General features: G+C 57.2%; 16 protein-coding genes and 1 tRNA gene. 11 read left to right on the top strand and 6 right to left on the bottom strand.

Annotated elements, in window-relative coordinates:
• Positions 1-70: 70 nt before the first annotated feature.
• From hutC to AC2FLG_RS11660, 5 genes are all read left to right on the top strand, one after another.
• Positions 71-775 (top strand): histidine utilization transcriptional repressor HutC, encoded by a 705-nt coding sequence (gene hutC / locus AC2FLG_RS11640; RefSeq protein ID WP_246097191.1) that lies wholly within the window; start codon positions 71-73, stop codon positions 773-775.
• Between the two features lie 96 nt (positions 776-871).
• Positions 872-1,675, top strand: coding sequence for an N-formylglutamate deformylase (hutG, locus tag AC2FLG_RS11645; RefSeq protein ID WP_496706290.1), 804 nt, complete (start codon positions 872-874; stop codon positions 1,673-1,675).
• Between the two features lie 44 nt (positions 1,676-1,719).
• A complete protein-coding gene (locus AC2FLG_RS11650; RefSeq protein WP_496706291.1) occupies positions 1,720-3,096 on the top strand; it encodes a formimidoylglutamate deiminase in 1,377 nt (458 codons plus the stop codon).
• Positions 3,097-3,283: 187 nt separating this feature from the next.
• Positions 3,284-3,532 (top strand): hypothetical protein, encoded by a 249-nt coding sequence (locus AC2FLG_RS11655; protein WP_496706293.1) that lies wholly within the window; start codon positions 3,284-3,286, stop codon positions 3,530-3,532.
• A 188-nt stretch (positions 3,533-3,720) separates the two neighbouring features.
• A tRNA-Arg gene (locus tag AC2FLG_RS11660) sits at positions 3,721-3,798 on the top strand.
• Between the two features lie 37 nt (positions 3,799-3,835).
• On the opposite strand, the gene AC2FLG_RS11665 is transcribed toward AC2FLG_RS11660, so the two are convergent.
• The 6 genes from AC2FLG_RS11665 to AC2FLG_RS11690 are packed head-to-tail and all read right to left on the bottom strand — an operon-like array spanning position 3,836 to position 14,534.
• Positions 3,836-5,818, bottom strand: a complete 1,983-nt coding sequence (locus tag AC2FLG_RS11665; protein WP_496700795.1) for a DNA/RNA non-specific endonuclease — start codon at positions 5,816-5,818, stop codon at positions 3,836-3,838.
• A 51-nt stretch (positions 5,819-5,869) separates the two neighbouring features.
• A complete protein-coding gene (locus tag AC2FLG_RS11670; RefSeq protein ID WP_496706295.1) occupies positions 5,870-8,992 on the bottom strand; it encodes an ATP-binding protein in 3,123 nt (1,040 codons plus the stop codon).
• Entirely contained in the window at positions 8,989-10,797 is a 1,809-nt protein-coding gene (locus AC2FLG_RS11675) for a S1 family peptidase (RefSeq protein WP_496706297.1), read from the bottom strand. The genes AC2FLG_RS11670 and AC2FLG_RS11675 overlap by 4 nt, the downstream gene beginning before the upstream one ends.
• A 7-nt stretch (positions 10,798-10,804) precedes the next feature.
• Complete coding sequence (locus AC2FLG_RS11680; protein WP_496706299.1) at positions 10,805-12,412, bottom strand: S8 family peptidase; 1,608 nt, start codon at positions 12,410-12,412, stop codon at positions 10,805-10,807.
• On the bottom strand, positions 12,399-13,100 hold the full coding sequence (locus AC2FLG_RS11685) for a copper chaperone (protein WP_142635698.1): 702 nt from the start codon (positions 13,098-13,100) through the stop codon (positions 12,399-12,401). Before AC2FLG_RS11685 ends, AC2FLG_RS11680 begins: the two co-directional genes overlap by 14 nt.
• Positions 13,101-13,106: 6 nt before the next feature.
• Complete coding sequence (locus AC2FLG_RS11690) at positions 13,107-14,534, bottom strand: tyrosinase family protein (RefSeq protein WP_496706300.1); 1,428 nt, start codon at positions 14,532-14,534, stop codon at positions 13,107-13,109.
• Between the two features lie 365 nt (positions 14,535-14,899).
• Here AC2FLG_RS11690 and iolG point away from each other — a divergent pair, with 365 nt between their 5' ends.
• The 6 genes from iolG to iolE all read left to right on the top strand — a co-directional run bounded on the left by iolG (position 14,900) and on the right by iolE (position 21,761).
• The gene (iolG, locus tag AC2FLG_RS11695; protein WP_496706302.1) at positions 14,900-15,913 is read left to right on the top strand and encodes an inositol 2-dehydrogenase; all 1,014 of its coding nucleotides are present in this window, start codon (positions 14,900-14,902) and stop codon (positions 15,911-15,913) included.
• A gap of 117 nt (positions 15,914-16,030) precedes the next feature.
• Positions 16,031-16,951 (top strand): sugar ABC transporter substrate-binding protein, encoded by a 921-nt coding sequence (locus AC2FLG_RS11700; RefSeq protein ID WP_142635704.1) that lies wholly within the window; start codon positions 16,031-16,033, stop codon positions 16,949-16,951.
• Between the two features lie 68 nt (positions 16,952-17,019).
• Positions 17,020-18,126: an ABC transporter permease gene (locus AC2FLG_RS11705; protein WP_142635706.1), complete on the top strand. Its 1,107-nt coding sequence runs from the start codon at positions 17,020-17,022 to the stop codon at positions 18,124-18,126.
• 1 nt (position 18,127) lies between these two features.
• Positions 18,128-18,949 carry an ATP-binding cassette domain-containing protein gene (locus AC2FLG_RS11710; protein WP_496706304.1) on the top strand — a complete coding sequence of 274 codons (822 nt, stop codon included), beginning with the start codon at positions 18,128-18,130 and terminating at the stop codon, positions 18,947-18,949.
• A gap of 83 nt (positions 18,950-19,032) precedes the next feature.
• The gene (gene iolD / locus AC2FLG_RS11715) at positions 19,033-20,865 is read left to right on the top strand and encodes a 3D-(3,5/4)-trihydroxycyclohexane-1,2-dione acylhydrolase (decyclizing) (protein WP_496706305.1); all 1,833 of its coding nucleotides are present in this window, start codon (positions 19,033-19,035) and stop codon (positions 20,863-20,865) included.
• Positions 20,862-21,761: a myo-inosose-2 dehydratase gene (gene iolE, locus AC2FLG_RS11720; RefSeq protein ID WP_496706307.1), complete on the top strand. Its 900-nt coding sequence runs from the start codon at positions 20,862-20,864 to the stop codon at positions 21,759-21,761. Before iolD ends, iolE begins: the two co-directional genes overlap by 4 nt.
• Positions 21,762-21,782: the final 21 nt, after the last annotated feature.

The following is a 21,782-nucleotide window of genomic DNA, read 5'->3' on the forward strand; positions in this document are numbered from 1 at the left end:
ATGCTTCATTGCAGATGTCTTATGTGTATGTATAAGCCAATTAAGGCCGGTTTTTGAGTTGGGGAGTTTTATGGCAAGACCTCAGGGGAACATGAGCTTTCGGGACATCAAGCAGGTGGTTTTGGATCGAATCCAAACCGGTATCTGGAGCCCGGATTCCATTTTGCCAAGCGAGATGGATTTGGCCGCTGAATTCTCAAGTACACGAACAACGGTCAACCGGGCGTTGAGAGAGCTTGCCGAAGAAGGATACCTGGAAAGAAAACGCAAGGCCGGCACGCGGGTTCTGAATTCTCCCATCAGAAAGGCGCAATTTGCGATCCCTTTGGTGCGTGACGAGATAACGGCCACCGGTGCGGCCTATCGGTACTCTTTGGTGGACCGAGAGGTGCAACCCGCACCGTCCTGGCTGGCATCACGCCTCGACCTGAAAAAAGAGCAGGACGTCTTGCACCTGCGATGTATGCATTATGCCGACAACGTAGCGTTTCAGCTTGAGGTGCGATGGATAGTTGCCGACGTTGTACCTGAAGTGTTGGAGGAAAGTTTCGAACAATCGGGGCCGAATGACTGGTTGGTTAACAGGGTGCCATTCAGCAATCTGGAGCTTAGTTTCATGGCGACCAAGGCTGATGGTGAAATCTCCAAGTTCCTGGACACGCCACCTGGCGACCCGATCTTTACCGCCGAACGCATTACCTGGCTGCGTCGTGCGCCGGTGACATATGCCAAGCTTTACTTTGCGCCGGGATACCGGATGACGACACATCTCTGATCTGACCGGATTCCAGCTTTTGGGGCGGTAAAAAATGTCGGTCTTCGTCGGTCTGCCGAATTATGGGCTGACAGAACATCAAACAAAGGGAACGCGATGGCTGTTCAGAATCTAATGACGTTTAAGGCGGGTTCAACGCCGATTTTGCTGAATGTCCCACATGCCGGAACCTTGCTGCCTCCGGAGGTTGAACGCCGTTTGCGACCCGCCGCGCTGGAGCTGAAGGATACGGATTGGCACATGGACAAGCTGGCGCTGCCTTGTGCCGAATTGGGTGTGGGTGTCATGGCGGCGCAGTATTCGCGCTATGTGGTGGACCTGAACCGTTCAGCTGATGACGCGCCGCTTTATTCCGGTCCGACAACCGGCCTGATATCGCAAATCGATTTTGACGGTCAGCCGCTTTATCTGGAAGGGCAAGAGCCAGATGGGCAGGAGACACAGGCGCGCATCCAATCCTATTGGGCACCGTATCATCAGGCGCTCAAGTCTGAGATTCTGCGGATCAGGGCGCAGTTTGGCACCTGCATACTGTTGGATCTGCATTCCATCCGTTCCGAAGTGCCAAGGCTGTTTGATGGGGTGCTGCCGGATTTGAATCTGGGCACAAATAGCGGGGCCAGCACAGCCGCGCGCTTTGAGGCCTGCGCCGAAAGATCGCTGGGGTCCGGCCAATACAGCTTTGTCAAAAACGGCCGCTTTAAGGGAGGCCATATTACCCGGCACTATGGCCAACCCGACCAGAACATTCATGCGCTGCAACTCGAAATTGCACAGTCCACCTATATGATCGAGCACGCTCCTTGGGACCTTGCGCCCCCCAAGGCAGAGGTGCTTGGCGTCGCGATCAAGAACCTTGTTACCGCGTTGTTGGATGAAGTTAACACCACCCGTGGATGACCCAAACAGACTCGCCGATACGGCATCCAAGTAAAGGAAAGTGGATGACAACTGGATTTCATTTCAAACAGGCACTGACGGACCAGGGCTGGCTTAGCAATATCTCTGTAACCGTCACGGAATCTGGTGAGTTCGGAGCACTGGTCGCGGACGACAATCCCAATGCCTATCCGGTGATTGAAAGCCCGGTTGTGCCGGGCATGCCCAACCTGCACAGTCATTCCTTTCAATATGCGATGGCTGGGTTATCAGAAGTGCGCCGGAATCCGGTCGACAGCTTCTGGTCCTGGCGCGAAATGATGTACTATTTCGCTCATAACGTATCGCCCGAGGACCTGCAGGCAATCACTGCCAAGCTGTATATGGAATTGCTCAAAGGCGGTTATACCGAGATTGTCGAGTTTCATTATCTGCACAATGAAGAGGATGGAGCGCGCTACGCCCAACCTGAGGAGCTGTCTTCTGCTATTGTCTCTGCTGCAGATCGAACGAGCCTCAGCCTGACGCATCTTCCGGTGTTTTATGCACACGCAAATTTCGGCGGCGTGTCTCCGCAAGATGCTCAGAGGCGTTTCACCAATGCACGTGATCAATACGCTTTGCTGATCGAAACCCTGAAGCAGCAGCATGAAAAGCTTAACCTCGGAATCGCCCCGCATTCCTTGCGCGCCGTAACCGAGGATGAAATGTCATGGCTTATGGAGCTTCGGCAAGACCAGTTGCCGGGGTGTCCAGTTCACATCCATGTGGCCGAACAGACCAAAGAGGTGGAAGACAGTATCGCCCATAGTGGCAAACGCTCTGTTTCGGCGCTGATGGACCAGGTCCAGATTGACGCCGCGTGGTGCCTGATCCATGCCACCCATCTGGATGACGCCGAGGTTGCGGCCATTGCCGCTTCGGGTGCGACCGTGGGTCTGTGCCCGCTGACGGAATCAAATCTTGGAGACGGGATTTTCCGGGCGGTCGATTTCGTGGCAGCAAATGGCCATTTTGGTATCGGCTCGGACAGCAACATCTGTACCCAGGCAGTTCAGGAGCTGCGCACACTGGAATATAGTCAGCGCCTGCTGCACCGGCAGCGCAATGTTATGTGCTCCAAGGACATGCCCAATGTCGGCGGTTATCTCTGGCAAGCCGCCGCCCAAGGTGGAGCACGTGCAGCCGGGCGCAATATCGGCCGTATCGCAGAAGGGTGCCGTGCTGATTTTGTAGAATTGTCTTACGATAGGAATGGTCTGATGGCGGCGGTGTCGCCCGAAGCCGTGCTGGATTTCCACATGTTCTCGGGTCAGCAGGCAGAAATCATTGCCGTCTATGTTGCTGGTCAAAAGGTCATTGAAGATGGTCAGCACCCCGATCACGAGTCCATCGACGCCGGATATATTTCCACCATGCGTCGGTTGGCGCAAAAACTATGATGAAGGGTGAATAGAACCAACGGAACTCATTACTGCGCGAGCTTAAGAACCTTGGGGCACTTGGTGCTGGTCAGGCTGAAAACATTGTCCGAGATCGCCGAGGAATTTTCTGGCACCCAGCCCATTGGTTTCGAACATTCCAGTTGGTTCGCGCCTTCCGTACCTTGTCACATCAATGGCGCGCGTGATGCTGGCGGATCTGAGCGAAACGGAACTGGATCACCGTACCCCCCATGACGGGTCTGGGCATGTGTGCGGTGCTATTAACAATTCCGGCCACCGCAATCAGCTGGGATCTGCAGAAGATCTGATCAAACAGGTTTGCCACTGCGCGGCACAATATCAAATTGCAGTGATGCAGGTGGCGGCATCCCAGTTTGCCGATGTATTCCGTCATCGTGACAGGCTGCATAAGCGGCCTGAATTAGTCTGGTAAGTTCGACTCGGTTAGGGCCTTTTGAGGCATGGCTTCGAGGTGCAGTTCACCCAGCAATCAAGGTACCTGTATAAGCTTGCTCCGGTCAGAGATAATGCTGAAATCAGAGAGGTTTTTTGCCCCAAAACCTCATCTCTCCATCAAGTTGACAAGGCGAGGGATTTGGCTGATACAGCCAGAATATGAGCGGGCCGTTAGCTCAGCTGGATTAGAGCAGGGAACTTCTAATTCTCAGGTCGGGGGTTCGAGTCCTCCACGGCTCGCCAAATGCACAATTCCTAATTGAGTATTCATCCGCCACCCTCAGATTACGACGTTGGCAAAGCTCTCGACTGTGACGATCGGACGTGGTTGTCCCGCCAGGCTTTCTGCATCGGTCAGACGCTGCGCCAATGGGTCGGCGTCGCTAAGGGGGCCAAAGTTCAGCCCGGTTAATTTTTCCAAATCCCGGACGCGGATCTGGAATGTCTTATAGGCACCAAACTCAAACCCACCGACAGATTCCACGCTCCCCTGGTTCGAGAGCATCTGTTGGATGACCTCAACCTGGCTGAGTACATAGGCGGTGGAATGAAGGCGAAGAATGCCTTCGCTGCCATCCTCTTCGGCCAGCATGGTCACAAGCTTGAAGAACTTCAGGGGTACCGGCGATCCGGTATCTTTCAACATCGGCTCGTCACCGGTCAGGATTGGTCCGGTGAACACACAGGCCTTGAATCCATGTGTGCGCACATTTGTCATGATAAAGTTCTCAAGACCCAACCATTGCGCGTGGCTCCGGTTAAAGGCCCGGTGCTGCGGGGCAGCAGCGGTATAGTGAAAGCTGTCATCATTGGCCTGTTTGGCCTGTGCATCATCGACACCCCAATTTGTCGCCGCACGGCGAACCAGGTGGCCCCGGTCAATATCCGCGTGATCATAATCCTCTTTGCCGAGTTGGACATTTGCTGGGATGCGCAGGTCGGCGAACCACTTGTCGCTACCTCGTTTTTGCGGTCGGGTCTTGGCACCATCGATATTTAGCGCGGCAATGATCGGTGTTTTGAAAGTCGCAGAATAGAGAATGCCGAAATTCTGATAGCGCAATTCGTTGGGGCGTTCCGGGGTCGCATCCGACGGAGTGGCAAGTCCAAACGCATTCGGTACCACCGGCAGAGGCACCTCTGCCACCTGAAGGAAGTCCGGGTTGTACCCGTCGCGCGGTTCAAAATGGTCTGCGTCATGGTTTCCGTCAGGTCGTTCTGGCCGGACGATTTCAGTTCCGGGGATCGAGGTCGGCACCGCCCCGTCCAACAATGCGTTGACCGTGCTGATCCTGACCGCCGAGTTTCCGACGCCGAAGGTACCTGCATAATGCAGACCAACTGCTTTGCCGCTGTCCAACGAGATCACAGGCGAGCCCGAGTTGCCGCCCAAAGTCGTGCAGTCATGGCGCAGGATCGTCACGCCGCCATCTTCGATGAGAAATCCGGGCGAAAAGCGTTTCACGTCATACAGGTCGTTGAAATAGTTGGACATCTGCGTGGGGTCATTGCGCAGGGAATCCTTGGCGGGATACCCGATCACCGCGACGCATTCGCCGTGCTGGGCATCCGTATCGGCGCGCGGGATCGGCGCAGGCGTGAAATTGGCCGTATCTGCGGGCAGGTCGATCTTTCCAAGCGCGATATCTGCGGCCGCATCTTCGGCGATATAGGTGAACTTGCGAATGTCGAAAAGCCGTTCGGGGTCTTGTGCCGCGCCGACCTCTTCGAGGAAATCTATCCGGGCGCCATAGCGGGCATTGCCAGGGGCAAACATGAAGACACCATCGCCCAGGAAACTGCGCCGCGCGACCAGCTTGGCAACATGGCGATTGGTGATGATCAGCAGATGGTCGTCCTTCTTTTCGATCACCCAGCCAGTGCCACCCCAGCTAAAGTCATGATTGATAAACTCGATCCGCCCGACCGAGGCGATATTGTCTTCGGCCTTGCCGATACGAATGTCGATATCCGGCGGAAAGTCGGATGACAGCGATTGTTTGCCTTCAACCTTGCCGCCGCGCACGATCAGGGGCGGACGTCCGACCGCGCGCACGATGGCTTCAAGTTGCGAGGGCGTAGAGCCAAAGCTTTCCAGCTTATTCATCTGCGCGCCCATCAATTCACGGGCACGATCCGGTGTCAGGCCCATTTCGCCAAGAATGCCCGGACTGGTATCCAGAACCTCACGCGCCTTGTCGATTGTTCCGGCATTTCCAAGGCCTTCCAGCCGGCTGAATGTTTCCTTTTCGAAATCGCTCATGGCATTGGTTCCTCAGCTAGTATGAAGTTTTGAAACTCAGTCGATATGCCTCTAGGGATCGAGGTATTTTGGCCCCCGCCCTGTTTCGGCAAACATGGTCAGTGCCGGATGAAACACCACGGGCGCCCGGCTTTTGGTAAGCCAACCAAGGATTTCCTCTGTTCCTGAACCATGGGTGAGCCCCCGAGCAACTGGTGCAAGGCGGCGTTGCAGGGTTTGAGTGGACTTACCGCGCCCTTCGTTTAAAGGATCCGCCCAGAAGTTTAGAACTCGGTCTGCCAGACCATGACTGCCGCGTTCCAAAAGGTCGACGGTTCGACTTGATGTCAGGTCGCTCCATTTCCGTGTGGAATTCCATTCTGGTGGCGGTGGTGAGGGGAAGGCCCAATAGCCGCCGATGACTTGTTGCCAACGTCTTGCCGCGCGTGCGAGCGTTGGCAAGTCAGGGATCGGGTGGTAAAAACTGTACCCCTCGGCCCAATCAGCGGTAAGGCCCATCGCGCGCAATAGCGAAATCACATCCGTTGGACGCTCTGACAGCTGGGACATCGCATTGTTGATTCCCTGTAAACCCGGGGCAAAAATGTCAGCCGCTTCATAAAGGCCGGTGGCAAGGTTGGACAAATCGCGCAGAACACGACCCCGGCCACTTGCTTGAAACTCTTCCACAAGCGCCAGCATCCGGTCGAAATAGGGATTCAATGGGGCCAACGCGAGCCCGTAATCATCCGTCGGTAAAGCGGGGTCGGGCATGTCCGGCTCTGAATATTCCAGCCCGAACTCCTGACGGATACCCGCCGCATAGCGGAGCCTTTCATAGGTCAGCTCGCGTGGGCCGTGATCCAGATAGGGGGCGATCAGGCCCAGAACCTCATGATCACCCTCAAAACTCATACCCGTTGCCAGAAGAGCGAATTCAAGCGCTGCTGACTGCATTCCAATTCGAGACGAGCTGTTCACGACGCGAAGAGCTATGTCGCGAAAGTCCTTATCGCGGAGTCGGTTAACGAGCTCTTCGAATTCAAACTCGGCATAAATCTCTAGGAGCATCCGGCCTTCCAGTTCGGGCCTTTGTTGTGCCTCTCTCAGCAAGGTATCTGCTGGCAACAAATTGAATAGGCTTCGCGCCATGGACCAATGACCGCACTGCCAGTTGTGGCACAGGATCAGGATGCCAACTTCGCTTGCCGGATCATAGGCGCCTTTCAATCCTTCGCGTATGATATGTGTTGCCTCGCGGCGCTGGCCCTGCTCCAACATCGCTCGCAGGTCTTTGACTGCGCGACTATCTGGTGCGGCCACATAACCGCGACCTTTGACGATCCGTGCTCGTGCCGTCGCGGCCTTGGACTCAACCTGTACAAGGTCTTCGGGGGGAAGTTCAGAACCGCTGTCCAGCCCAGTGGCGCCGTATTCCCGTTGTTTGGTTTCTTGCACCGGGGCCGAGCGCTGGCCGCGAGCTTGACGGATCAGGTCCTGCGCGTCGATTGGCAGCTCTTTCAACAGCTGTTCGGGGAAGCGTTCAGCCAGTGAGGGATTGATGCTTGGAGGGGCTTCTCCGACGCGCATAAGCTGAAGCGAATGGTACAGGAACAGCAGCGGATCGCGGTCGGCGTAATACGCACAGGCCGCGCGGTTGACCTGCGCGGTTTCGATGGGGCTTTGGCTGTAGGTCGGTTCCAACAGGTCCCGCCGCATATCGGCCTTATGGGTCAGTTGACCTTCGGTGGCGGCGTCCATCAGCCAGGATTGCAGGCCAAGATCCGCGACGATTGTGCCTGCTTCGCTGCTGAGGTCACCCAGCCCAAGCGCCGGTGCAACGATGCCGTTCAGGTTGTCGGCGTTTATCTCGCTTAGAACCAAGCCGTAATTGGCAATGCCACGTAGGTGTACTGGCAGGCGCGATGTGATGGCCCGGTTCACGATGCCCGCGGCAATCGGGTCATTCTCGTCTTCGGTGACTTCGGCCAATCGGCCCTCGGTCTGCACCTCGTCAATCAGCAGCCGCAATTTCAACGGATTGCCCTGACAGCGCAAAATGATCTGATCGCGGAATTCCTCGGGGATTCCGGCCTCATCCAGCGTTTGATTGACCAACTCGTCTTCGATCTGGTCGAGCTTGATGTATTCGCCCCGTCTTGGGTGATCTTCGCCGAAAATCGGCCCGCGACCGGCTGAGATGATCGATACTTCGATCTGTTCCTTTTCGACAAAGCGATCCAGATCGTTCATGAGGTTATTCACGAAGGTCGCGCCCTGACCATGCAATACTTCGAGCGTATCCAGCAGGATAACCAGGCGCAGACCGGCATCAGCCACCGCATTGATCATCGCCCGGATCAACTGACGCGGTGTAAGGTCCGAGCTTTCGTATATCTCCCGTGTGACCTGTTCGGAATAGCGCAACCGCAATTTGCGGAGTTCGGGGGCCGCTTGGGGTATTGCGGTACCGATCTGACGCGAGATCTCTTCAAAGATTGGACCGGTCTGCAATGAAGGCTGATCGAAATCCAGCCGGATCAGGATGACGTCTTCGCGTTCGCTTGTAATCTGGATGATGCGTTCCAGCAGGTAGGATTTTCCGATCCCGTACTGACCTTCGATATGCAGGGTTTTCAAAGGGGCCGAGCGCATAGGGTGGTCGATCCAGCGTTGAATCTTGTCGATTTCGCTGACACGCCCCACGAATTTTTCACCCAGGCGCTCTTTTGACCGGCGCTCGCGTCTGAGCAGGTTCAATCGGCTGCGCAGCCTGAACAGGCGGTCATATCCCGGCGCTTTTTGGCCTGCACGCTCTAACGTGACAAGGTGCTGCGACAGGTTTTGTTCATCTGTTTCCGCCTCGATAAGGTGATCCAGAGCGCCCGGTGCGAAACCTTCTCGTCCCGACAGAGCCTGCACGATATCGGTCTGCGTTGCCGCCGAGTCGAACTCTTCGATCCCGGACAATTCGCGATGTCGTGCAGTCAGGCGCAGTATCCATTTCGTAGAGCTGCCCGACTTATCAACATGGCTCAACTCGCGCAGGGATGACATCAGCCGGGCCCGTAGCACCCGGTTGCCGTACTCATCTTCGCTAAGCACCTCGCGCATAAGCTGCCGTGGTTCAAATGCCCCGCGAAGGGCTGCGGCGCGCAGCAGACGCGAACGGAGTTCTTCCTGCGCCTGGTTCATTCTTCTATCTCCAGAAAGCGTTTGGCCTCTTGGCGAACACGGGTGACAACGGTTTCCAGATGTTCGCCATCGAATTCACCTGTGTTGTCAGGGCTCAACCCGGCCAGAGCAGAGTCCACCATTGCCCGTCGAGCAGCCGATGTCAGCTCTTTTGCCGGGTCAAGCGAAGTGATCATGCTGTTAATTGTAGCCTCAACATCGCTACGTGTGAATGGTCCCAGCTCTTCCACCAATAGGCCGCTGCGCTGCGCGCCGTCGACAGCGCCGACATTGGCAAAACGCAGGGGCGACAGGCGATAGGTCTCATAGCCTGCGAGGATCAGGCGCAGATTCTCGGATGTGGGCAAGCATTTGGCGATATGCTCGAACTGTACCTGGGCACGTGGTGAGAGCCCTTCGGGCGGGTTGTCGAAATAGATCCACCATGTTTGCCCTGCGGTTTTGGCGGCCTGATCCATGTCAGCAATCAGGGTCTCCACGCGGCTGCCTTCGAATGCAACATCGGTAGTCTGGGCGGCGGTTGTTCCAGCAGCAGCGTCTGGCGAGGCGACGGTCCCGTTGGCCTTCTCGGCAAGATCAGCAAGCAAATCGTCCGTATTCAGGGTCGGCCCCAATCGGATGCAACGATGTTGCGGCGCGGCGTTAGGTGCTTCTTGCATCAGCAGATAGGATTCCAGCATGTCATAGCTGAATCCGAGACCACGAATAGACGTCGTATCCTCGCGCCTGATCCAGATCCCACGCAGTTTGGATTTGGGATGTTCCAGCATATGGGCAAGCCCGGATACGAATTGGTTGCGGCCGATGATGATGGTCCCGTCAATGTCGCGGCTCAGCGACCACATGTCCCGCTGTTTCGAGTTCTTGCTGATCAGATCTTGGAAGTCGGGGTCATCGTGGAACTGCTCGAAAGGGACAAGCCGTTTCGTTGTCTCCCATTTGCCCTGGTGGATGCCCAAAAACCTGAACTGGCTGTCAAAACCGGGGCCACCTGATGAGCCACCGGATGTGTCGATGTCATGAGGGAACCGTTTGGCTCCGGGTTCGCGGTGTACCTTGCCGGGCATGAACCCCTTGGTGACACCTTCGGGGTAGTGGACCAATGTGAACAGGTCTGCACCCTCAAAATCGGGGGGGTCCCCGGTTACATCGACACTGCCATAGGTATGCCCCAGCGGCAGGAATATCCGCAGCAGCGCGATATCCACCTCATCGCCCGGTGGCAGGTTCCCAGCCTTTTCACTGTCGTGATAGGGCCAGAGCTTTACGCATTTTGCCCGGTACCGTTTTTCGTCCGAGGCAAGTATTTCAAGCCGTGGGTCGACCCCGGCGGGCACGGAGTTAAGCGGGTCCAGAACATGGGCTGCGGTCAGCACCAGGTTTGGGGCCACAAACGCGCCGGATCCTTCGAATGTGTTGTTGATCCAGATCTGACAGCGAAAGCTTTCCGCGCGCGGGGCAAAATCGCCCAATGCGGCAAAGTCGAACGAATTATTTGCCGGTGTGCCGATCAAGGTGCCGTCAAACCGAGCGATGTTTTCGGCAAAAATCAGGTTACGGTCGCGCGGCACAGGGTCGGCGCCGCGCGCGCGCAGAAAGTTGAGGAACTGCTTGACCTTCGCAGCGTCGACCAGAATTTCCAGCAAGACATCGGCAAGCGTTTCGCCGATATCTTCGTCTACACTTTCCTCGACGGCTTCATAATTCACCGGGTCATCAGGGTCGGGAAACAGCGCAGTCAGAGCATGACGCACAATCGGTTCATGCTTTCGGATTGCAATCCGGATATGCGCTGCATTCACCATCCGTGGCTTATCCCATGCCCAAATAGGCGCTGAGGGCCGGTTTGTCCGACAATGCGGTGTCCAGCCCCGAGGTCGGGGCGTCTTCGCCAACCATGGCCTCGGCCCCACCATCGCTTTCGACGATACGCTTCCGGGCCCCGCGACGATAGCTGAGCCAGATGATCTCATTGGCGTAATCGGCCATGTCTGGGGTAATTTCTCCGGCGGCCTCGCTGTCTGTTCCCGCAAGATGCGAGACCAGAATGTTCAATGTCGGGGTTGCATTCGGGTCGGGTGCCGCCGGGCTTTCGGCGCCTGTGGGTAGCGGCGCGTCCAGGACCGCCTTAGCGTTGATGATGCCCGCGCCAAGATCGGTGGCCCCGTTCCAGACGGCTGGCATGTTCATCCCGTGTTTGGCACAGTGCAACCACATCGCCTGAACGGTTGTTCCTGCATTCTGGGCCTTTTGCAACAGCGCCGCCCGACCGCCGTGATGCGCGACCCAAAGTGCAGCGACACCGCCTGTCATCGAGGTGGCAAGCGTGGTGCCCTGGCTGGCGCGGATACCCGAGTTTGGGTCGGTCGCCTTGTTCTTGGCCGCGCCCCAAACGTTTTCGCCATAGGCCGAAAAGCTGACCTCGGGGCCACGCCCAGTTTTGCGCCAGGGCCGTCTGTCGGGCTGCAGTGCAGCGACCGCTGTACAGATTTCCAGTGATGCATAGGCGGCGGGAAAGACCACGTTCGGATAACAGTTGCCCGCGGCGCAGACGATAACCAGCCCGGCCTGTACCGCATTGCGCAGCGCCTGTTCGGTTGAAGAGACCCGCACCGGCCCGCCAAGCGCCATCACGATGACATCGGCGTTTTGGTTGACCGCATGAGAGATTGCCGCAGGAATACGCAGCTGTGTCATGTCGATCACCGATTTGATCGCCCGGATTGGCAGAACCTTGGCCGCAGGGGCCGTACCGGTTATCGCCCCCGGCGAGGTGGTATCGCCATTCATATCGGCCCCGCCCCGCGATCCGACGACCGAGGTAACAAGCGTGCCATGACCGGGATGTTTAAGGACGCCGCCTGAAAACCGGTCACGCGCATCCCCGTTCCCTTCGACAAAATTCCACATGCCGTTGGTTTCGATCACGCCGGCCAGTTCGCTATGGTCGGAATAGCCCGTGTCGATCACCGCGACCTTGCTACCCTGACCCCGGGTGTGCTGCCAGGCCAGCGGTGTCTTGATCCGTTTGTGGTGCCAGCCATAGGGCCGAGAGTTGTCGCGCTTGGTTTCGCAGAAACTGAGAAAGCTTTCCGTACCCACATGTGCAGCCCCGTACAGGCTGTCTGGCAAGACCGGGTTGGCCTCGGCTACGTCCAGCGCCATACGGAGGGCACGGCCAAATGCAAAAACCTCACGCTCTTGGCCTTTTGGATCGATCTCAGGGAATTCAACAAAGAAAAACCGATCCGCATCTGCGTCGAAGACCGCTTGGGTACTGGTGGCAACATCAGGAAGTGCACTACCCACACGTTCTTGAATAGCCGACAACGATTGCGGTGTATCCGAGACCACTTCAATGACTAGCGGATCGCCGTCGAGCGAGACATCGGACCTTGTTAGGGCGTCATATTCCTGCATGGCAAATATCCTTATACAAAAGCAAAAGATGGTGGGGCGCATGGGCCAACGCCGTAAGCGCCAGCGCGGTCAGCAACAGGGTGAATGCGCTGGCGCGGGGGTCGGGGCGAAGAACGGCGCGCTCCGACAGGATGATCACTGTCAAAAAGATCATGACGGCAAAGTCGTGGGTCCCCAGCATGACAAGCATCATCGGCAAGCAAGAGGTGATGCAATCGCGCGCATAGGTCAGCCCAAAGATCAGCACATCGCGGTCGGCACTTGGACCAAAGGCGGCCAGGACCGGACGGCTGTGGCATTTCCTTAATGCGCTGCGTTTTTGCGGGCTGAACTGCCATACTGCGGCGCACAGGCAAGCCAACGGTGCAAACACGGTTTGGTGCAGAACCGGCGCCAGAAGAAACGCAGCAAGCGCGCCTGCGACCAGCCAGGCCAACAGATATGGCAGAACAAACAGAAGTGCCGCGCGTGATCTTCGATCTGCGAAGCTGCGCGCGCGGACATGTGCGATCTGCGGAACAAGCGTTGGAAGCATCATCGCCAGAACCATCGCCGGCCAATGCAATGAGGGCGCGGGCACCAAAGCAAGCCAAAGCCATGCAAGCGCGGCCACGCCAAGTGTCGTGCGTATTTCGATATCGGCCCGTCCAAACAGGCGAGGGCGATCTATTCCGGTAGCCGACGCCATGGGCGATCAGTCGAAATAAAGGTTTATGCGGCCGATCTCAATGTCTGGCTGCTGTTCTGTTGGGGCGATCTGTTCCAACCCTGGTACTTGGCCAAAGGCCTCGCTGTCATCAAACATCCGTTGAAACCGGATTTGCAACCTGTTGGCGTCGCCTTGGCTCAGCCCCAGTGCAAAGGCCAGCTTTGTGATCTCGTAAGTCACCGCAAGGCCGTTGCCGCCATGTGGGCCGTCCGGGTTGCTTGCCTGTTCAAGGCCAAACGGCGACAAGGTGCCGATAATCGCTGGCGGCAAAGCGTCATCCGGAAGATCCAGCATGACGCGGTAAGATCCGGGCATGCCACGGCCCTTGATCCCCTCAAGATGCAGGTGAACGCGCCGGGTGGTGCCGGGGGCCTCGGCGCCGGAAATCAGCGCGACTGAAGTGTCGAGCTTTACGCCGGCAGTGGTCATTGCACCACGCAACTTGACCGGAGCTTCGCTTGCGCCAGCAAGCTCGGGTTCCTTGCCTGCCATGACGAACTCCTCTGCTGGAATGGCGGGTTCTACTGAGGGTGGAACGCCGTCATATTGAAACCCGTGCAGGACGCTTGTGCTGTCCAGCATTTCTTCGCTGTTGAAGGTGAATGCCGCGCCATCGCCATCATGCATCGAGAATGTCTGGCCAGTGCGCCACAGTGGCGAGGGTGGGGAGACATGGCTCGGGTCGGCGTTGCGCCAGACTTCCCATAGCCGATCAATGTTGCAATGGTGCAGCCAGAAAATCGGATCAAAGGCCGCAGTGGCCGGATTTGCCATAAAACCGCCAGAGCCCCCAATCCAAACGTGTATATCGTTATGGGGCGTGCTTTCCAATGCGCCATTGTCCCCACCGCCGGGGTGAAACCCGGTTTGCGGGCCACCAAACCCTGATGAGAATCCGGGCGTATCATTGGTGAAATCTTCATGATCCAACGCATCCAACGACACCACGTCGTCCGGAAATCCGAAATCTCCATTCACCACTACACGTCGGCGGGAAAACAGGAAGTTGCGCGTGCCGTCTGACTTGGTCGGCTCACGGAACGCCACAGGAAGGCGGCGCGCATTCGGGTTTTCTGACAGGGGTTGGGAATAGTCCCAATAAGGCAGCGCCCAATCCTGCGGCCCGCCCAGATCGGCGACGGCTTTGCCGACGACGGCCTCAAATGCGGTGATATATCCGCGGTGCCAGGGCAGGAAGAACCAGCTTTGGTGCTGGCATTGGTTCCAGAATTGTCCGGAACCGGGAATGTTCGGAAAATTCTGCGGCTGCCCATGAACTGCGCCCATGAAAAACCACGATGTCGGGTCTTCCAGATCTCGGTCCCAGAGAGCTTCGACAGCACGCTCATACCAGATTAGAGTTTCGTCGTTGGCTGGCAGGGTCCAAACGTTTTTGCGGATTCTTGTGGCCATAACAATACCTCAAACTGCAAATAAATCTTGGAATCTAATAATGCGTCGAGTGTAACACTTGCGTGGTTTTATGTTAACCAAAATGAATCCAAGCCATAGCAGGGTAGGCCTGGACAGGTGTTGAGTGTGCCAATGTGCGTTTCCCAAATAAGATGAATTCAGGGTGACGCGCGGCCTTTCGCTTGCGTTCTAAGTCAGAGGCGCCAGTTACTCTTTATTTGTGAATTGGACGGCCGCAGCTGCAGTGGGCACACATGCCGAGTACCCGAAAACAAGGGTGAATTCGAGTAACAGTGAAATAATTCTTGCAACCGGTTGCAAAGAGAATCATTGTGGTGTCGAAAAAAGGGATTCGGGGGCGCGGGATGCTAAAAGTAGGATTGCTGGGGGCTGGGCGCATTGGGCGTGTTCACGCGCAGGCTATTGCGGCGCATCCTTACAGTGAACTGAGTGCGGTGTCTGATGCACTGCCCGAAGCTTCGGCGCGTTTGGCTGAGGAATTCGGGGCCAGTGCGCGACAGTCACAAGAGATTATTTCCGATCCTTCGATAAATGCAGTGCTGATCGCCACGCCGACGGATACGCATTCCGACCTGATCGAAGCGGCCACCCAAGCCGGGAAAGCGGTATTGTGCGAGAAGCCGGTTGATTTGAGCCTTGAGAGGGCTGTCGCCTGTCAATCATTTGCAAAAGCCACCGGCCAGCCCGTCATGGTCGGTTTCAATCGTCGATTCGACCCGAATTTTGCTGCTTTGAAGGCTGCGTTTGAGGCTGGTGAGGTCGGCAAGGCCGAGTTGTTGTCCATTACATCTTTCGACCCCTCGCCGCCACCGGTGAGCTATGTCAAAGTATCAGGAGGGCTGTTTCGGGACATGATGATTCATGATTTCGACATGGCGAACTTCCTGATGGGTGACCTGCCGGAAGTAATCTCGGCAGTGGGCACATCGGTTGTTGACCCCGAAATCGGTGCCGTGGGTGATGTGGACACGGCGGTCGTGACAATGACTTATGCAGATGGCCGGATCGCTGTGATCAAAAACTCTCGGCGTGCGGCTTATGGGTATGATCAGAGGGTTGAACTGCTGGGATCAGAAGGGATGCTTCAGGCACAAAATATCCTTGAAAACTCAGTGGTTAAGTCAACTTCGAATGGCGTGACCGGTGCCAAGCCGACTTACTTTTTCCTTGAACGCTACATGTCTGCCTATCGCGCAGAATGGGATGCATTCGTTAGGTCAGTAAATTCTGGATCAGGGGTGCCTGTAACTCTGGACGACGGTGTCGCCGCGCTTGCTATGGCCGAGGCCGCAACCCGTTCTGCGCAGTCCGGACAGTCGATGGTTTTGGCCAAAGTTTTGAAACCGGTTGCAAAATGATCGGATATGCGGAAACTTGGGGCAGCTTCGCCCCGGATCGGGGCGAAGAAGATTCGGTTTAATCGGAAGATTGGGGCCAAGACCCCAACACACTGTTCAAACGGGAGGAGAAACCATATGAATAATTTCTTTAAAGGCGCACTGGCAGCTGGTGCACTGGCGATGGCCACGCCTGCATTCGCGCAGGAGATCGTCGTTGTGTCTCATGGTCAGGCCAATGACGCCTTCTGGAACGTCGTGAAAAACGGCGTTGAGCAAGCGGGCAAGGATGTTGGCGTGAACGTGGAATACCGCGCACCCGAGACCTTTGACATGGTTGCGATGTCACAGCTGATCGACGCCGCCGTGAACCAGGAACCGGACGGGTTGATTGTCTCGATCCCGGATGCCGATGCGCTTGGCCCGTCAATCGAACGTGCTGTTGCTGCCGGAATTCCGGTGATCTCGATCAACTCGGGTTCGGACGTGTCCAAACAGCTGGGCGCATTGCTGCATGTCGGTCAGGACGAGTTTGATGCGGGCAAGGCCGCAGGCGAAAAGCTGGCTTCGATGGGCGGCGCGAATGCGATCTGTGTGAACCACGAAGTCGGAAACGTGGCGCTTGACCTGCGTTGCGCCGGTTTTGCCGAAGGCTTTGGTGGCAGCGTCGAAGTTCTGCCGACCTCGAACGATCCTTCGGAAATCGAAGCGAAGGTCTCGGCCGCTCTGGCCGCGAATGACGCTGTCGACACAGTCATGGCGCTGGGTGCAAGTTCGGCTGGTGAACCCACGGTAGCGGCTGTGAAGGCATCGGGCCGTGATGTGAACGTGGCCTCGTTCGACCTGTCTGCGAACTTCCTGCAGTCCATCGCCGATGGAGATGCGGCATTTGCCATTGACCAGCAGCAGTATCTGCAGGGCTATCTGTCTGTGAACTTCATGGGCCTGCATGCCAAATACGGTCTGATGCCAGGTGGCAACGTGCCATCGGGTCCGAACCTGATCACACAGGACAAGGCAGCCCAGGTTATCGACCTGTCGGCTCAGGGTATCCGCTGATCCGTTTGGGACAGTGAAAAACAGAAACGGCGCCAGGTGCGCCGTTTCAACCGAATTGGGAGGGAAACATGAGTGAGTCAGCGCCCGTCACTACGGACGAACGCGTAAAGAAAGAACCGTTTCTGACCAAGCTGATGAAACGTCCAGAGCTTGGTGCCATGGCCGGTGTGGTCCTGGTGGTCATTTTCTTCGCGCTCACGGCAGACGATTCCATGTTCACGCTGGCTGGAGTTATGAACTTCATGACGCCCGCGGCACAGTTGGGTATCCTGGCTATCGGAGCGGCGCTGCTGATGATCGGGGGTGAGTTTGACCTGTCGATCGGTTCGATGGTTGCCTTTGCAGGCCTGTTCTTTGGTGTCTGCGTGGTGACTTGGCAGTTACCTCTGATCATTGCGATCCCAATGACATTTGTTTTTGCGGCCTTTGTTGGGGCGGTGAACGGCAATATCGTCATACGGTCGGGTTTGCCTTCTTTTATTGTAACTCTGGCCTTCCTTTTCATTCTGCGCGGTCTCTCACTGGTGGGTCTCAAAGCAGCCACTGGGGGGTCAACCCAGCTGCGTGGCGTGCGCGATGTAGTCGAAAACGACTGGCTGGCCCCGTTCTTCTCGGGCGAAGCTTTTGCCGGTTTGTTTGCCTGGCTGGCTGCAAACGGATTGATCGACACATTCAAAAACGGGGCGCCGAAAGTACCGGGCATTCCGGTCGAGATTTTGTGGTTTATCGTTCTGGCCCTAGCGGCGACCTATGTTTTGCTGCGGACCCCAGCTGGAAACTGGATTTTTGCCGCCGGTGGCGACAGTAATGCGGCGTCGAATTCTGGTGTGCCGGTGAGCCGTATCAAAGTGTCTTTGTTCATGCTAACCGCCTGCTGCGCGGCGCTGGTTGCAATCATCACCGTGATCGACGCAGGATCGACCGATGCGCGCCGTGGCTTCCAGAAAGAGTTTGAGGCCATCATTGCGGCGGTGATCGGGGGCTGTCTGCTGACCGGCGGCTATGGATCGGCCATCGGGGCGTTCTTTGGCGCGATCATCTTTGGCATGGTGGTCATCGGGCTGACTTACACGGATTTCGATCAGGACTGGTTCCAGGTGTTCCTGGGCGCAATGCTTCTGATCGCGGTATTGTTCAACAACGCCATCCGCAAACGCGTAACCGGGGAGCGCTGATATGACTGAAGACAGCAAGTTCCATCACGGGGATGCGGTAAAGGATGTCGCGCCGATCGTGCAAATGAAGAATATCGAAAAGCACTTTGGTAACATTATTGCCCTGGCAGGCGTCAGCTTTGACGTCAGGCCTGGCGAATGCCACTGCCTGCTGGGCGACAACGGTGCCGGAAAGTCGACCTTCATCAAGACCATGTCCGGAGTTCACAAACCCACCAAGGGCGAGATCTTTTTCGAAGGCAAACCGCTGCAGTTTGACACGCCACGCGATGCGATGGAGGCGGGCATTGCGACCGTGTTTCAGGATCTGGCGATGATCCCGCTGATGAGTGTGACGCGGAATTTCTTCATGGGTCGCGAACCGACTAAGGGCAAGGGATTGCTCAAACGGTTCGATATCGACGAGGCCAATGAGGTCTGCATGGCCGAGATGCGCAAGATGGGCATCAACCTGCGCGGGCCGGATCAGGCCGTTGGAACCCTGTCAGGGGGCGAGCGTCAGACGGTTGCCATTGCCCGGGCGGTTTACTTCGGTGCCAAGGTTTTGATCCTTGATGAGCCGACCTCGGCCCTTGGGGTACGTCAGACATCGAATGTTCTGGCGACCATCGACAAGGTGCGCAATCAGGGCGTGGGTGTGGTGTTCATCAGCCATAACGTGCGCCATGCGCTGGCCGTAGGTGATCGCTTTACCGTGCTCAATCGCGGCAAGACTCTGGGCACGGCCACACGAGGCGAGATCACACCCGAACAATTGCAGGACCTGATGGCGGGCGGTCAGGAAATGGCCCAGCTGGAAGGCTCTCTGGGCGGAACGGTTTAACCGTTCCCCCGTCTGGGCCACAGGCCCGCTAATTTCGAAATTGCAGGAATGGCCGAGATGGCCTTGTGTTGAAAGGTATCACTATGGGCAACACAGTCCGACTGACCGCAGCGCAAGCTTTGGTGCGCTATCTGGGCGCGCAGATGAACGAAGCTGGCGAGCCCTTTATCGCCGGTGTCTGGGCCATTTTTGGCCATGGCAATGTGGCCGGGCTGGGCGAGGCGCTGCACGGCGCGAAAGACAGCCTGCCAACCTATCGCGGGCAAAATGAACAGACAATGGCACATTGCGCGATTGCCTATGCCAAGCAGACGCGGCGGACGCGGGCGATGGCGGTGACCTCATCCATTGGACCAGGGGCCACCAATATGGTCACCGCGGCGGCGTTGGCGCATGTGAATAGGTTGCCGGTTCTGATTATCCCCGGCGATGTGTTTGCCACCCGCGGGCCTGACCCTGTGTTGCAACAGATCGAAAGCTTTGGTGATGGTACGGTTAGCGCCAATGACTGTTTTCGCCCGGTCAGCCGGTACTATGATCGCATCTCGCGGCCTGAACATCTGTTGACGGCCTTGCCCCGCGCCTTTCGCACCATGACCGATCCGGCCGATTGCGGGCCTGTGACGTTGGCCTTTTGCCAGGATGTTCAGGCTGAAGCCTATGACTATCCCGAGAGTTTCTTCGAGCCGAGGGTCTGGTATCAGCGCCGCATTCGCCCGGATGAGGCGGAGTTGGCCCGTGCGGTGGCTGCGATCAGATCAGCCAAACGTCCCGTTATCGTTTCCGGAGGTGGCGTGCATTACTCCGGAGCGACGGATGTGCTGCAGAGCTTTGTGGAATCCCACAATATCCCGATCACCGAGACGCAAGCCGGGAAATCGGCGCTGGCTTGGGATCATCCGTTGAACCTTGGCCCGGTTGGTGTAACCGGTGGCGAACCGGCCAACGCCACCTGCGCCGAGGCCGATCTGGTGCTTGCTGTTGGGACGCGGTTGCAGGACTTTACCACCGGGTCCTGGGGGCTGTTTTCCAATCCGAACCGCGAGATGATCTGCCTGAACACAGCCGCCTATGACGCCGAAAAACACGGCGCAATGCCGCTGCAAAGCGATGCGCGTGTCGGGTTAGAGGAACTTGGCGAAGCCTTGCACGGCTACCGGGCCGACCCGGTGGCGGACACGGTGAAGGCAGATTGGTTTGGCAAGGTGGATGCACTGACCGACGCGCCCGGTGATGGAAACGCGTTGCCTACGGATATGCAGGTGGTGGGTGCAGTGCAACGCGCCTCGGACAATAACACGGTAGTCATGTGCGCCGCGGGCACGATGCCAGGTGAGCTGCACAAGCTGTGGAAAGCGCCCCGCCCAGGTGCCTATCACATGGAATACGGGTTCAGTTGCATGGGCTATGAAATCGCCGGTGCAATGGGCATCAAGATGGCCCAACCTGATCGCGACGTCATCTGCTTTACCGGTGACGGCACCTATATGATGGCGAACTCCGAAATGGCGACGGCAGCGATGATGGGCATCTCCTTTACTGTCGTCGTGACCGACAATCGTGGATTCGGCTGCATCAACCGCCTGCAAATGGGCACCGGCGGGGCCGAGTTTAACAATCTGCTGGATCATGCGGTGCACGAAACGCCCTCGGCCATAGACTTCGCTGCGCACGCGGCGGCGATGGGGGCGACTTCGGTCAAGGTGGGCTCGATCGTTGAGCTGGAGCAGGCATTGGCCAAACGTGGCGAGGTCACCGGCCCCTATGTGGTCGTCATAGACACCGATCCGTACCTGTCGACCGAATATGGCGGCACCTGGTGGGAAGTGGCCGTGCCCGAAGTCAGCATCCGCCCGGAAGTGAATGAAAAGCGCGCAGCCTATGAGGTTGCCATCAAGGAAAGAAACACGAAATGAGCGTGAAGATCGGCATCTCTCCGATTGCCTGGCAGAACGATGATCTGCCGGACCTGACCGCGGCTTACACGATGGAACAGGCCCTGAAAGAGGCGCGCGAGATCGGGTATACCGGCGTCGAACGCGGTCAGCGGATGCCCGGCGATACCGAAGGTCTGCGCGCCTATCTCGACACCAATGATATCGTCCTGTGTGGCGGTTGGTGTTCTGGGGCTTCTCTGGTTGACGATTTTGCCACCGAGCGCGAGGCCGTGCGCGCGCAGGTCGAACAATTCGTAGCGCTCAACAGCCCGTGCATCGTCTATGCCGAATGTTCGAACACCGTGCAGGGGCAGATCGGGGTCGCGGTTAATGACCGGGTGAAACTGTCCCGGGATGAGGTGTTGGCCTATGCCGCCAAAATCACCGAGCTGGCCAAATGGATGGCTGATCAGGGCATGCCGATGGCCTATCACCACCACATGGGCACGATTATCGAAAGCGAAGAGGATGTGAACTGGTTGATGGAAGGGTCGGGCCCCGAGGTCGGCTTGTGCTTTGATACCGGCCACTTGCTGTTTGGTGGCGGCAACGTGATGGCGACCCTCAATCGGTGGGGTGACCGGGTGCATCACGTCCATTTCAAGGATATCCGTCCGGCGGTCGTACAGGATGTGCGCGAAAACAACCGCAGCTTCCTGGATGCTGTCGTCGCGGGAGCGTTCACTGTGCCTGGCGATGGTTGCATTGATTTTCAAGCCGTGGCGAATGCGTTGAAATCTATGGGTTATAGCGGCTGGATCGTGGTCGAGGCCGAACAGGACCCCGCCAAGGCCCCACCCCAAGAGTATTCCAAGATGGGCTACGACCACATTGTCGATGTCTGCGCTCAGGCAAGATTGGAGATCACCAACTAACAAACCGTCCCAAGGGGCAAC

It is taken from the genome of Ruegeria sp. CDSA193 (assembly GCF_059611885.1).